This is a genomic window from Flavisolibacter ginsengiterrae DSM 18136, assembly GCF_059568575.1.
Map to the genome: position 1 here is coordinate 1 of NZ_JCANTR010000026.1, position 13,547 is coordinate 13,547.

Here is a 13,547-nt window from a genome sequence, read left to right on the forward strand (position 1 = left end):
TTTACCACATAGATTCTGTGTTAAGATCCAATAGTTAATTTATTTATTTTTGTGCTTTAGGCGGCCTTGAGCCAGCCTGTTTAGGGCGGTCATTTATTGACCGCTCTAATTTTTTTATACTGTGATACTTTCTTCCGTTTCATTTTTTGTGTGGTAGTCATTTTGATATGGTGTATTGGTTTTGTAAATGGTAAAAGTCATTTCCAATAACTTCCTCTGAACAGCTACCGCTGCTTTCATCTTTATTCCATGCCTGGATACCAACCTTGCAAAGACATCCTTAAACCGCTCCTCATGTCGTATCGCTGCAAGAGCTGGCATATGCATCGCCTTTCGCAGGTGTTTGTTTCCTTTCTTCGATATCTTCGGCTTCCCCTTCACCGAAGTGCCGGATAGTTTTTCCTTTACATCAAAACCCGCATAACTACTGAGCTGCCTTTTATTCCTGATCAGTTCAAAACCATTGGTTTCTGCAAGCACCGTGGCTGCCGTTAATATCCCAATTCCAGGTATCGTTGTAATTAGTTTAATTGCCTTATCTACCTGCTCCTCGGTTTTCACCAATTCCTGTATTTCCTGGCTAATCTGCTGCAACTGGTCATTGAAAAGGGCAATCTGCTTTTTCAATCTTTCAATGGTTCTCTTTCCGGGTTCAGCTTCCGCCTGCTCTGCATGCAACTGGTTCTTGGCTACCGTTCTTGCCTGTACCACCTGACCCCTTTCCCTGGTTAGCTGCCTGATTCTCTTAAATATGGGCTTAGGCCTTTGCCATGCATCAAGCTTTCGTTCCAGGCCAAATCTTGCAATCGTTTCTGAAGCAGTTTTGTCGGTAATTGTTTTTACTTCCAGTGTCCTTTGATAATTGCTGATCTTGTTAGGCAGCACGATGGTTAGCTCCAGGCCTTTCTCATTTAAAAAATAAGCCAGCGACTCATGATACACTCCCGTTGCTTCCATCACATAACGCAGCTGGCAGGAAGGATCGGTCAGTTTGTTTACCCACAATACCAGCGCTGAAAAACCTTCTTTTGTATTACGGAAGGTTTTGTTTGCATACAGTTCAGGTGTCAGGTCATCGAACATCCTGCCTACAGTAACAACTAACTCATTCTGGGCTACATCTATGCCCACTGCCTGCTTAACAATTTTTTTCATTTCCAATCATTTAAAAGTATAAAAGTGAAAAATCTCCCTTCGTTTTGTCTCCTGGCTGGATATTCTGGATATACACCTGTAGCGTATTCCTTACATTCTGTTCAAACTCTAAGAGATAAAAAGGATGGGGCATTATCTATGTGACAACATGCCATAAAGGCGGTTTAAAAACATATCACTCCCACCCTTTTTCACTTTTAAAAACTCAAATCTATTGGGAACTAAATAGAATCTCAAAGAACTAAATCATAACAATTACAAACATAGGAGAACACATAGGCAAACACATAGACACATAGAGAGTTTGTAGTTTGTAGTTTGTGGTTTGTAGTTGTTTAAGTTGGAGACCTTTTTAATGGCAGGCATTTTTTAGGATGAAGCTTTGGTTCGCAAGCTCACTATAAGAAGTTTACCACATAGACACATAGAATGGACATAGAAACATAGAGAGTTTTTAGTTTTTAGTTCTTTAGGTGGGAGAGGCTTTTTTAATAGCAGGCTTTTTCTTAAGAGGAAGAAGGTAGTTCGCAGGCTCACCAGAATTTTGAACCTCGGGGACAGGGAGACAGGGAGTGACACAGGGATATTTGCCACGAAGACGCTAAGACAGAAAGGAACGCGAAGGGTTCGCGGGCTCACCAATGCAATTTCACCACATAGTCTGTACATAGACACATAGAATACAGTTCACCACATAGTCACATAGTCTGGACATAGGCACATAGAATATACATCAGTCCTGGTGCTGCTTAGCGCCTTCGTGCCTTTGTGGCCCATTGTGCAGCGCTAATCATATAGTTCGGTGAACCAAAAACCAATGGAGGAAGGTTGTTGATTGAAGTTTTGATCATTGGTGTTACCCGGAGCCTTGTATTCACGGAATACATTTTCAGCTTTTTCAAATTTTACCGGTTCTTTGAATATGGGGCCATCAAAAACAAAACTGTGGTACTCGCCATTCTCTCCACAGGGATCTACGCCTGCAGGCAGGTCTTTCAAAAATTCACGGTTAAGGATCCTGCCTGCAAAGGATTGATCCAAAACCCTGGAATCGATGCAGACAACAATGGCTTTGAAACCGAAGTCTATAAATTCATGCATTAATTGCATTGTGTTCCTTTTCCATAAAGGGAAGCAGGCCTGGACACCCAGCCTTGCCAATTGCTGCTGCCGGTAGTTTTTTAAATCTTCGAGAAAAATATCACCAAAGAAGGAATGGGTAAACCCTTCTGCCTTAAACTGCTTCATTGTTTCCATCATCTGCTGTTCGTATTCGGCCATGGTGGGCTCCTCAGGAAGCAGGATCTTTTGGAGTGGCAGTCCAATGGATGCAGCCTGAACGTCTAATAATTCTTCTCGTACGCCATGCATGGAAATGCGGCGATGGTGGCCATTGACATTGGTGAGAAGCCGATCTATGCTATAATGCTTATCCTGCAATGCATGGTACAAAGCCAGGGCACTGTCTTTACCTCCACTCCAGTTGAAATATGATTTATATGGCATGATGGGTTTCGTGCCCTGTTTGGGGCAGGGTTCGCAATTTCGTTGTTTTTGTGACAGAATATTAAGGAAGATTTTCTTTTTCACCACATAGACACATAGTGTGGACATAGACACATAGAATACAGTTCACCACATAGTCCACATAGGTTGCACATAGACACATAAAAGAGACTAGTTCACGCTTTTATTGCCTTCGGCTTTATTGTCACTTTCTTTGCTTGCCCAAAGAAAGTAACCAAAGAAAAGGCACCGCTGCTCCCGCAATGGCGGGACTCCGCGTATGCAGCGGGGGCCGGCGCACAACGATCATTACTACTGGTAATTAGATACACTATGATCACTGTCTTTCCTTGATAGAGGAAGATCACTACAGAGCACTTACTAGCTTTAAATCGAACACGTGATATGCGGGGAGGCTGAAGGCGCTGAATTGCGGAGGTTTTGGTAAACTAAAAACGGCAGAGGAATCGAATAACCGCAATGTGGCGCTGCCAGGAGTTTTAATTCGAAGAGTTTTTGGCTGCGTTGGCAATTGATGTAAGAATATCTTGCTTTAGGATGCATTCCTTTTCAACATTTCAACTTGTCAACTCTTCCCTTTTCCTTAGTGCTCCTTTGTGTCTTGGTGCCTTTGTGGCCTCTCTCTGTGGCCATCTCTCCTTCTCTCCCGCGTGAGGGATGGAAGCGGTAGCCCACAGCTGAGGGCATTGTGCCAGGACATTGTGGCGAGGACTACAAGCGGACAGCCCGACCCGAAGGGATGGCCTGGTGCGGGAGCCGGGGCACGCCCAAATGATTCATCTTTATAGCAATAAAAATCCCCTCAAAAGAGGGGACAATATTTTCAGGCAGCCGGTTTTGAATGTTTAGGTTAGATAGGACTGGAAGCCTGTGGTCTTTTTATAGGATAGGATAAGATTTTTCGGATTACAGAAACGGTTTTTTTCAGGACTATGGATGTTGGTCTTTTCAGCGATAATGGAAAAATAGAAGTTGACCGATATTGGATTAGGATTGTTTTTCTTTTGGATATGGATTAACAAAAACTTACTGGACGGGTTTTTCGGATATTGGTTCGATTGATTAGGTATCAATCAACTTCTGACACAAAACTAGCACTGCCAGGCTCGCTAAACAATAGCTTTATTACCTGATTTTTGGTGTATGGTATTTACTTAGAGGTTCGTAATTATACGAAAGATAGTGCTGGAAGTTTACGTTGCAGATGGTTAAAGGCAGGTGATTTAATGAAGTCATTGCGGAATGGACAAAAAAAAGGCTGCATAGAAATGCGGCCTCGTTTTTAAAATCCAATATCCTATGAAAAACCGGGTGCAAGATAGAGTGATGGTTTGGTAGATGCAAGTGGTGGGGATGATCAGGGGGTGAATGTGGATAAATTAGATAACAGTTGCCAGGGGCATTGTTGTAGTGAAAATTATTTTTCACCACATAGATCACAAAAGGCACACATAAACACAGAGGTAGTTTGTAATTTATAGTTTGTTGTAGCATAGGCTGAAGATGCCTTTTGATTGGCAGCTATTTGTTAGGTGAAAAAGATTTATTTCACCACATAGAACACAGAGGATACAATAGACACATAGAAGGCTTCGTAGATGGATATTATCAAGGTGAATATTATTTTTATTTTGGCCCCGATGAAATAGTTGCTTCCCGAAATAATCGGGACAGGTTCCCGCAAGAAGCGGGACAGGTTTCGCATAGACGTACTACTTACCGAATGGTTTTTCATGCTCCGCGCAATGACGTTAAAGTTTAGGTTCCGCAATGAGGCTCTGGAACAGGCTTTAAGTATAAGTTTTTATGGGATGCGTTTGAAGAGATGTAAGCAGATGTAGCTTAAGATTCATTCCTTTTCAACATATCAACGGTTAACTCTCCTGCCGTTTTGTGCTCCTTCGTGCCTTCGTGTCTTTGTGGCCAATCTATCTGTGCATCACTGTGCCGTTGTGTCTCTGTGGTTCCCCTCTCCTTCTCTTTGCGAGCCTGCGAGCACTTTGCGTTTCTTTCTGTCTTTGTGTCTTTGTGGCCATTCTCAAAATAAAAGAGCCGAGGTGGAAACCTCAGCCCGTTTCTTTAATCCGTACCCTATGAAAACTTTATGCGGAGCTAAGGTATTGGTTCCCGGGCCTGTCTACGTCCTCCATCCGGATAAAGAAATCAACAGCTTATAAACGATTTTTATAAATGGCGTTTGAGACGAAAAAAGGAATAGTACTTAGTAATTCATCAAACGTCTAAGCAATAAGGGTATTGTAATCAATACAGGGGAAAAGTATTGTCCTGAGTCACCTTATATCTTAATTATGGAACTAGCAGCTGTGGGGAAAAAACGTACACGCATTATTGTAAAACGTGGGATTGAACACCTGGTGCTTCGCCTGGAGCATGTGGCACTTTTTTGGGTATTCGGCCGTATTGTTTTTGTATTTGATAGAGAAGGGAATAAATATGTGATCGATAAAAACCTGATCAATATCATTGATACCCTGGACCCTCATATATTCTTCCGCGTGAACCGCAAAGCTGTGGTGAACTGTAATTACATCAGGAGTTATAAGGCCTATGAGATTGTAAAACTGAAAATTGAACTTACCGTGGAAGGATTGCCTGACGGATTGGTAGTGAGCCAGGAAAGAGCATCGGTATTCAAGGAATGGATCAGTAACCTGTAAGTTTAACAAACTCTGCGAATGAAATGGCAACCTATGGCTGTGCCTGCCTGCACATCAACTCCATTTGATAAATTTTTTAGCAATTGACACACAGAGGTTAAATTGCACTATGGGTATGATTGTAGTGGACATGGGACATAAGAGATTTCATTTGCAATGGTCATTGGTGCATAAGGATAAGATGCATGAAAGGTATAAGATAACTGCGCAGGCTAACCCGGATAAATTTATCATCATTGAAAATAACCGGCCTTTTATTCGTGAGCTGAAAGGATTAAAGAGAAGGCGTATAGACTGGAAGCAGGTGGAGGGCAGAAGCATTAGTGAGCGCACCCTAAGAATTATTATAGATCATATTGATAAGCCTGCGCAGGGAAAGGCCAGGAATATTCCATTGATCCTTCCGAAATCTGTTCCTAATGCGAAGAGAAATAAACCGGGTGGGGCTGGTTGGGGGGAAAGGCAAATGGAGGGGTAAGGAGTAAGCAAGTATTAATGGGTTACAGGCAAGCCGTTAATAAGTGTAGTTGACTGGCTTATGGTTTTTAATGCCTTCGGCAAGGTATTGTTCCTTTTTGCTTCCCGCAATTCTGCGGGACAGGTGCTCAAAAAGGAACCCCCGCGTTCCGCTGCTCTCATCTGGGCAGGCGTAAAGTCACGCTGATCCGGCAATGGCGGGACTATGCGTGCAAAAGGCACCCCGCACAACAACCTTACTTTCTGGTTGGTAGATGAATAAGTCTATCATTTACATTGATAATTTTCCTACTGTTGACATATGGCTTTAAATCGAACACGTGGTATGCGTAGAGTATGATCTAGGTTTGAGAGACTAAAGCCAGATAGCTTTCAGTTGGCGCTCTGTAATATAGATTTTCTTACCTGTAGTTGATGGCATAGATGATTTCCTGTATATCGGCTACCATGAGGATGAATTCGTAATTGCGTTGCATGAAGAATTCATCTGTTAATGACAGTCCTGAGATCTTTGATGCCTGGAATTGTCGCCAGCCATTTTCGGCTGTTATACTTTTGCCACCGACCTGGTAGGCTAAAAGGTATTTTTCGTTTTCCTTATTGGTGACCAGGAAATAGGGTTCTACCACCCGGGGAAGATTGATATAATCAAACTGTATTAATCGATTTCCTTCTATGGCCGATTTAATTTGTAGTTCCATACCTGACTTACTGAATGTTTTGTTACTTATAAGACGAAGATTAATGAAGGAAGTACTAACTGAATGCTAATTTTATTAGTATTATTTTATACATTTTAAACAACCTAATAATTAAGGTTTGGTAATATTTGAGTCAGCCAGATGCATTTTTTTCTCCAATTCGAGATCTGCCTTTGCTTCGGCTTCGCTTTGGAGTATGCTTTGCACTTTTACATAGGTAATGAGCCAACCTTTCTTTTTGGCGAAGGCTGGACGGGAGGTTTTGAATGCAGAATCTGATGACAGTTTGAATACAAGACTATCACCGCAGCGTATGTTGCTGAATAGTTCGTAAGCTTCTTTTGACAAGAGTTGGGAATCGTAGGGCTGGTATTGAGGAATGGGTGAATCACCCAGCACAGAATCATTGTATACCTGCTTAACTTTTAATTTCAAAAATTGCCCCGGGATTATTTTATCCCCCTGGCCGGTGTGGAAAATCTTGTATTTCAAACCTGTGGTAGTTGTTCTGAAATCATCGTTATGGCAAGAACAAATAATAGTGAAAAGCAATAAAGTGATAATAGTGTTTTTTTGAAGCATAGGAATGAATGTTAAGGGAAAGACGGTTGGCAAAGGCGTTAGTACTAAGGGAAGGTTAATGATGGGTAACAGCAGGTTTTTATGTTCTAATTCTCTGCTGCAGGATATTTATTTTTTAGTGGTTATCGCTGAGGTGCCTGGCCATTACTTTTCTAAAAACCCGCGACCCAGGTCACGCTATGCTCGTAGGTGGCAAAAAGGACGTGTTGCCCTGCTGCCGGGTTGCGACTCCTTGAAAGGATTGACATTTATTAGTGAACAGTCATTACTGAAAAGCTAAATAAAATGCCAATAGTACTTACCCTTGTTGAAAACGTCGATTATGAAAAAATGAATTTAAAGATCACCAATTTGCCGCTGGATGTAGACAATACGGAGCTGAAAAACCTATTTGAACCCTATGGAGAGATAGAATCTGCAGAAGTAATTTATGACAGGTATAATGGATATTCGAAAGGATTAGCGTTTGTAAAAATGAGGTCCTTTGCCAGTGGACTGGAAGCCATAAAAAATTTAAATGGTAAAGAAATAAAAGGCCAGAAACTTGTGGTGCAGGAAAAACAAGTATGGATTAATTAATCCGTTACACACCTCTACCCTATCCCCAGACTATTATTCAGAATAAACTCGTTTGATCAATTGTTTTTTTTAATAGATGTCCAGAGATATCCGGAATGCTTTTAATGATTTTTAGCTGTGGGTATTTATGCTTTTTATAATGGGCAATGGCGGTAAATATGCCTTCGTAGTAAAGCAGGTGCTTGCCGATCTCAGTTGCACCCGGTAAACAAAGAATGATTGTTTTTTTATAACGCACAGCATACTGCAGGGCGTGGCGGGTGCCGGAGTTTTTCTTCATTTCTACCGGAAATACAAATTCAGAAAAGGCCGCGATGATGCGGTTGCGAAGGACAAAAGGATTGGCTACAGGATCCATAAACGGTGTTTGCTCGGAAATAAGGGCCCCGCCCCTTTCCAGAATTTTTTTAGATAATTGAATGTTTTGTGGTGGGTAGATATCAACCAGGGATGTGGGAAGAATGGCGGCGGTATAAAGATCATGGCTTATTGCAGCCTTATGGGCCATTGTATCTATGCCCAGCGCCAGACCTGAAATAATTCCTAAATTCTTTTCGGCACATTGCCTGGCAACGGCCGCTGTTTTTTCATCTGCTAAAGGTGAACAATGCCGGGAACCCACAATGGCCATATTTTGACCTTTAGGTAGCTGGCCTTTGACAAATAGCAATGGTGGAAAATATTTAGTGCTAAGTAAACATGTAGGATAAGTTTTATGAAAATATGGAATGCATATGATGCCCTGATCCTGGAATAATGCTAATGCCTTTTCTGTATGTCGCTTTGCCACAGAAAGTTTTTGCTGAAAATCGCTTGTGCCGGTGGCCATGGAAGCTTTAAAGAATTCGGGAGATGTAACATCTTCCTGTTGCATTTTTATGCATCTATGGAGCAGTGATAGATTGTTACGTGTGAGGTAGATCCTGAGGAGCAGACCTTCTATTGATTGTAAGGGATACATATTTGATTGATTCGGTTTCAAGTTATTTAAAAGAGATTAAAAAAAAGAAGAGGCAGGCTGCCTCTTCCTGCAACATGTGTCAGCGTTTGAGATTCAGAATAAACTCGCGCATGCAGTGATATTTAAAAGTCATATTGACTTTATCACTAAATGGCAGGTATTCATATCGATGCGACTTCTGGTAAGCTGCAAAGACCTGGTCCAGGAAATCAATAAAGCCTTCATTAACTTTTGCGTCGTAGGGTGAGATGTACTCAGCAATATTCTTTTCTTTTGGTTTGGGGTTGATTGGAATGACTTTAGACATCTTTACAAATTTTAAAAGTGGAAAAAATGAGGCTGACCGCCTAAGCCAGCCTCTTTGATTTTAGAAATGGATCTTCAAGAGCATATTTTGCAGTTTTTCATTGGAGATAATGCATTGTGCCAGGTGAGCCCTCGCTGTTTTGAGCTTATTGAGTGCTTCAATGATTCCCTGCAAATGCTGCCAGTGCGGGTAAATGGAACTTGCCACTTCTGCAAACAGCTCACGGGTTTCGGCAATGGAAAGAAAAGGGATTACAGATCCACGCAATAGTGGTTTGAACCTACCTGATTGCCAGAGTGAATAAGCCAGCCAGAAGTAGAAGTCAAGTTGTTCGCTGCTGGTGCAATGCACAGCAAAGGAATTGACCCAGGGTGACAGGTTGGGCTGCCCCGCATTCGCGCCTTTAGATAAAATGTAAAAAGTAAAGGACTGGTTGTTGTACTGACAGACTGCCTGAGCCTGGTAACAGTTGATTTGAGGATAACACATAGTATGCGCATTTAATTTGCTCGCTGCGCTTCGCTACTATTTTTTAAAAGAGAAAAAGAAAAAAGGGAAAAAAAGAAAAAAGAAAGCATTGCTACAGGCGGCGTGGCGGGAAGGCAAGGAGGAACGGAATAAATGAAGGCCTTGTGCCTGCTGGCATTGTGTTTATGCCGTAGTTCCTTGCCTTCCCTTCGCGCGGGTTTGTGGTAGCCGCCTAACTTGCTGATGATTTTTTTTGAAAAATTGTTGGCGTTTATACATTAAGTTACTGGAATGAACCACGGTGGCAGAGAGGCACAGCGGTTCACAGTATTTTTTGCCACGAAGGCACTAAGGCTCAAAGGGACACAAAGGAGAAAGAGAACAGATAGATAATGAATTTGGAATGTCAAATGAGTTAGGCTGAAGAAGCGCTTTGATAGTAGGGTTTTCATGGTATTGAAGAAAGAAGAACACAAAGGTCGCTGCGCAGACTTGCAATGAGAGATTTGAACCAGGGGACACTGGCGACACTAAGGGACATAGAGAATTAATTTTATAAAGCCTAAGTGAACGAAAAGAATTTCAAGAGTCACATGGGCGAGAAATAATGTGTACCAGGATAAGATAAAACGTGCGAGGACGCTTTTTAAGGAACGTGGGGTTTTGAAGTTATTGCTCCGGAAGCCTGTTTGCATGGAGGACGGCGGAGTGGAGCGGAATGGAACCCGGTGAGTGGTGTGGGTGGGATGCGAAGGCATGTGCATCCTGGAACAAGAATTGGGCTTTGTGATGCGGCGCTTGTGGAAGGTGCCATGCTGTAGCATAGAGCCTGGGAACGAACGTGGTGTAATGCAGCGGAACGCAGCGAGGACTACAGGCAAAGGGGCTGAAGGAGTTTAAAGGAATGCGGGCAAGCGCTGTGACAAACTGCGTAGTGCAACGGAGCACCCGAGGCTGCCGGAGGTACGGAGGCAGATGAAGGGCATGGCAAGTGCACACTGCCAGAGGCATTAAACAGGAATGAAACTCTTTTAGTTTACTATAGCTTTATTTCTGTGACGGAGTGTGCTGTTGCCATGGTTTGGCGCTGCGCTTGCAGATTGTGGTTCATTTAAAATATTGACATTGATTAAATGAACATCGAAACAGAATTCCTTCATAAATGGAATCAGTTACGCTATACCTAGAAAGTGAAATTTATTCAAAAACTTTTTCAAAAATCAGGTCTAATTCACAAACTTCGTTGGTACCAGTTTTAAATTTTGGAAGAAATTTCCTGCAATCTTCCTGTTGTTTTAGAAACTTAACTGTATTTAATGCTTTAGTAGGTTTATCTGCCCCAACCATGCCGGAAGGATAATAATTCTCTATAGTACCATCTGCCAGGATAAAAATGGACTGGGTTCTTAAAAGTTCTAGCAAATCATGTTTCCCATCCAACTCAAGTGCTTTATTATTAAATATTTGGCGGCGCAAATTGAGCGTTTCTTCAGAAAATAAATGTTCAATTTCCGTAAGTTCATCATCGAGTATTTCCTCTTTTGCCTTTATTTTATTAACCAAAATTTTCAACCTGTTATATCTTTCCTTGAATGAATATTTTCTGATCAGTTCCTTGATCTTGTCAGCATTTAATTGAGCTTCTGCTAATGTTTCCTCTGCTAATTGATCTATGAGCTTTAATAAACGGTCTCTTTTTTGTTTGCTTTCATCACAAACATCAAATTTTTCAAAACCATCTATTAATGCATCGGAATCAACGATAGTATATGTTTTGATATTGAAACGACTGAAAAAATCAATATATCGTTTCACATTGGATTTGCCATTTATACTGATGATGGGAATATTCCTGCAATCAAAATTCCAGTCAGGGTTTAATAAGCGGGATACTTCTTTCAGATAAATCATATCGGAATCTCCTTCTACCAGTACAACTTTATTAGAAAAAAAAGCAGCAGCATTATTTTCATAACACATTATCTGGAACGCATCTTTGGCTTCAACCTCTTTAAGCAAATTGACTGAAATAAATTTTCCAAAAGGTTTGGAACCCGATGGATACTCCTTTACAACTTTTATAAACGTACCTGTAGAATAAGGTGAAAAGAAGAGTGGCGAATGTGTAGTGACAAAAACCTGGTTATTCTCCTTTGACAGGTTTTCCAGTGCTTCGAACAATATTTTCTGGGCATTGGGATGTAAAAACAATTCTGGTTCTTCAAATAAAAATAAATATGGTTGTTCCAAGGGCCTGACCTCAGTGGAGTCTTCTATAGATGCCTCTTCGCTTGCTACCATTTTTGCACGAGACTGCTCTTTTCGTTGTTCTTTAAAATTATCTACATAGGTCCGTAGCAAGGCAAAAGTGACTGCTCTTTTGATCCCATCGCCTTTTGTTTCAATTACATCTTTTACGCCATCATCAATCAAAATTTTTGCATTTGAAAAGATCTGTTTTAATTCTGGCTTTGGAATTTCAATTTCTACGCTAGACTTCGAAAAATTTTCTTTTAAATAACCAGTTATCTGATTTTCTATAGCTTTTAATTTATCAATCCTGTTGTCAGTAATATTTTGATCATCCCTAATAACATTCAACATGGAATAAAGATTATTAAAAGACTGTGCTATTTCTTCAAAATGTTTGGAATCCTCCAGGGATTTCAGGAGTATGCCCAATAATTTGCCAAATGTTGTGGATTCCTTGGTTTTTACTTCATCCTTAAGATCTTTTACTGCAGCAATATATATGGGGTCGGGCAAAAATGTTTTGATGCTATTGTCAATTCCAGTTGGCAGGGAAGATCTTTTCATTTCCATCTGATCAGGTTGAAGCTCTGAAATGATATCTTCTATTTTTTTATTGATAGCCGCCTGGGTAGTAAGTCCGCTAAAGCGCTCCTTGTACTCAGGGAAAAGTGTAACTATTGCAGTTTCAAGATCCTTTCCTTTTTTGCCTTTTAGCAACTCACTAATAACTGTTTTTCCGAAACGGGCATCTTTTGGTGCAGAGCGCTGGCAAAGAAGTTCTGATTTGCCATCCAAGGAATAAAGACGCGTCAGGGTTAATTTTCCATCCAATATTAGTTCTTTAATTCTATCCCTGTGTTCGGAAATAAGGCGATGAAAATCTCCTTCTTCAATATTGCAAAATGATATTTCAATTTCTATTTCCTCATTGGGGTTATAGTAATCAGAAGAACTTAACGAGGCCCCTGAAAAGAATAGACTTGTTGCCAGTAGTATAGATGATTTACCAGCATTGTTTTCACCAATAGCACAATTAAACGGAGATGCTTCGAAACTGTCCTTTTTAATTCCCCTGTAATTGGAAATAGAAACATTTGAAATCAGCATTTACAATTAGTTTGGTTTAGGTATTATTTGGAAAAATTAAGGGTGTAAGGTTATAAAAGATATTTTATAAATAAAATAGGGAAAATTACGGATAAGCCTAATTGAGACATACCCTTGTGCTATATCCAGAGCAGGAAATGTATTGATAGTGCATATTGTGGGATAAAGGCAAGGAATATTAAGTTTTGGCGCTTCCTTACTATGTATTTTGTTTTCCAAAACAAGGCATTTATAATAAAAGACGGTGCAACAGGTGTTGAACGGAGTATCGTATAAGTGCTTTTTTACCGATAACATTAAAAGGGCAATGCTGCCGTAAGAAGTGGCAGGCTCCGGAAGCCTGTTTGCATGGAGGACGGCGGAGTGGAGCGAAATGGAACCCAGTGAGTGATGTGGGTGGGATGCGTAGGCAGGTACATCCTGGAACAAGAATTGGGCTATGTGCATGGGCGCTTGTGGAAGGTGCCATGCTGCAGCATAAAGCCTGGGAACGAACGTGGTGCAATGCAGTGGAACGCAGCGAGGACTACAGGCAAAGGGGCTGGAGGAGTTTAAAGGAACACGGGCAAGCGCTGTGACAAACTGCGTAGTGCAACGAAGCACCCGAAGCTGCCGGAGGTACGGAGGCAGATGAAGGGCATGGCAAGTGCACACTGCCAGAGGCATTAAACAGGAATGAAACTCTTTTAGTTTACTATAGCTTTATTTCTGTGACGGAGTGTGCTGTTGCCATGGTTTGGCGCTGCGCTTGC

At 41.3% G+C, this 13,547-nt stretch carries 13 protein-coding genes; 5 read left to right on the top strand and 8 right to left on the bottom strand.

Going from position 1 to position 13,547, the window contains the following annotated elements; all coding sequences use genetic code 11:
- Positions 1–114: 114 nt before the first annotated feature.
- Positions 115–1,155, bottom strand: coding sequence for an IS110 family RNA-guided transposase (locus BP74_RS19400; RefSeq protein WP_496376795.1), 1,041 nt, complete (start codon positions 1,153–1,155; stop codon positions 115–117).
- Positions 1,156–1,941: 786 nt separating this feature from the next.
- Positions 1,942–2,661: a Dph6-related ATP pyrophosphatase gene (locus tag BP74_RS19405; protein WP_496376797.1), complete on the bottom strand. Its 720-nt coding sequence runs from the start codon at positions 2,659–2,661 to the stop codon at positions 1,942–1,944.
- A gap of 2,330 nt (positions 2,662–4,991) precedes the next feature.
- Here BP74_RS19405 and BP74_RS19410 point away from each other — a divergent pair.
- Both BP74_RS19410 and BP74_RS19415 read left to right on the top strand, forming a co-directional pair.
- The gene (locus BP74_RS19410) at positions 4,992–5,360 is read left to right on the top strand and encodes a LytTR family transcriptional regulator DNA-binding domain-containing protein (RefSeq protein ID WP_496376799.1); all 369 of its coding nucleotides are present in this window, start codon (positions 4,992–4,994) and stop codon (positions 5,358–5,360) included.
- Positions 5,361–5,469: 109 nt separating this feature from the next.
- The gene (locus tag BP74_RS19415; RefSeq protein ID WP_496376801.1) at positions 5,470–5,838 is read left to right on the top strand and encodes a hypothetical protein; all 369 of its coding nucleotides are present in this window, start codon (positions 5,470–5,472) and stop codon (positions 5,836–5,838) included.
- Between the two features lie 400 nt (positions 5,839–6,238).
- On the opposite strand, the gene BP74_RS19420 is transcribed toward BP74_RS19415, so the two are convergent.
- Together BP74_RS19420 and BP74_RS19425 are read right to left on the bottom strand one after the other, a co-directional pair.
- The gene (locus tag BP74_RS19420; protein WP_496376803.1) at positions 6,239–6,538 is read right to left on the bottom strand and encodes a WYL domain-containing protein; all 300 of its coding nucleotides are present in this window, start codon (positions 6,536–6,538) and stop codon (positions 6,239–6,241) included.
- Between the two features lie 111 nt (positions 6,539–6,649).
- Entirely contained in the window at positions 6,650–7,120 is a 471-nt protein-coding gene (locus BP74_RS19425) for a hypothetical protein (protein WP_496376805.1), read from the bottom strand.
- Between the two features lie 4 nt (positions 7,121–7,124).
- Between BP74_RS19425 and BP74_RS19430 the strand changes: the two genes are divergently transcribed.
- A complete protein-coding gene (locus tag BP74_RS19430; RefSeq protein WP_496376807.1) occupies positions 7,125–7,400 on the top strand; it encodes a hypothetical protein in 276 nt (91 codons plus the stop codon).
- A 5-nt stretch (positions 7,401–7,405) separates the two neighbouring features.
- Positions 7,406–7,699, top strand: coding sequence for an RNA recognition motif domain-containing protein (locus BP74_RS19435; protein WP_496376809.1), 294 nt, complete (start codon positions 7,406–7,408; stop codon positions 7,697–7,699).
- Positions 7,700–7,736: 37 nt separating this feature from the next.
- Here the strand turns inward: BP74_RS19435 and BP74_RS19440 are convergent, their stop codons facing one another.
- The 4 genes from BP74_RS19440 to BP74_RS19455 all read right to left on the bottom strand — a co-directional run bounded on the left by BP74_RS19440 (position 7,737) and on the right by BP74_RS19455 (position 12,795).
- The gene (locus BP74_RS19440; protein WP_496376811.1) at positions 7,737–8,660 is read right to left on the bottom strand and encodes a DNA-processing protein DprA; all 924 of its coding nucleotides are present in this window, start codon (positions 8,658–8,660) and stop codon (positions 7,737–7,739) included.
- A gap of 79 nt (positions 8,661–8,739) precedes the next feature.
- Positions 8,740–8,967: a hypothetical protein gene (locus BP74_RS19445; protein ID WP_496376813.1), complete on the bottom strand. Its 228-nt coding sequence runs from the start codon at positions 8,965–8,967 to the stop codon at positions 8,740–8,742.
- Positions 8,968–9,027: 60 nt separating this feature from the next.
- Positions 9,028–9,456 carry a DUF6943 family protein gene (locus tag BP74_RS19450; RefSeq protein WP_496376815.1) on the bottom strand — a complete coding sequence of 143 codons (429 nt, stop codon included), beginning with the start codon at positions 9,454–9,456 and terminating at the stop codon, positions 9,028–9,030.
- A 1,176-nt stretch (positions 9,457–10,632) separates the two neighbouring features.
- The gene (locus BP74_RS19455; RefSeq protein WP_496376817.1) at positions 10,633–12,795 is read right to left on the bottom strand and encodes an AAA family ATPase; all 2,163 of its coding nucleotides are present in this window, start codon (positions 12,793–12,795) and stop codon (positions 10,633–10,635) included.
- A 383-nt stretch (positions 12,796–13,178) separates the two neighbouring features.
- Here BP74_RS19455 and BP74_RS19460 point away from each other — a divergent pair, with 383 nt between their 5' ends.
- Positions 13,179–13,373, top strand: a complete 195-nt coding sequence (locus BP74_RS19460) for a hypothetical protein (RefSeq protein WP_496376819.1) — start codon at positions 13,179–13,181, stop codon at positions 13,371–13,373.
- Positions 13,374–13,547 lie beyond the last annotated feature (174 nt).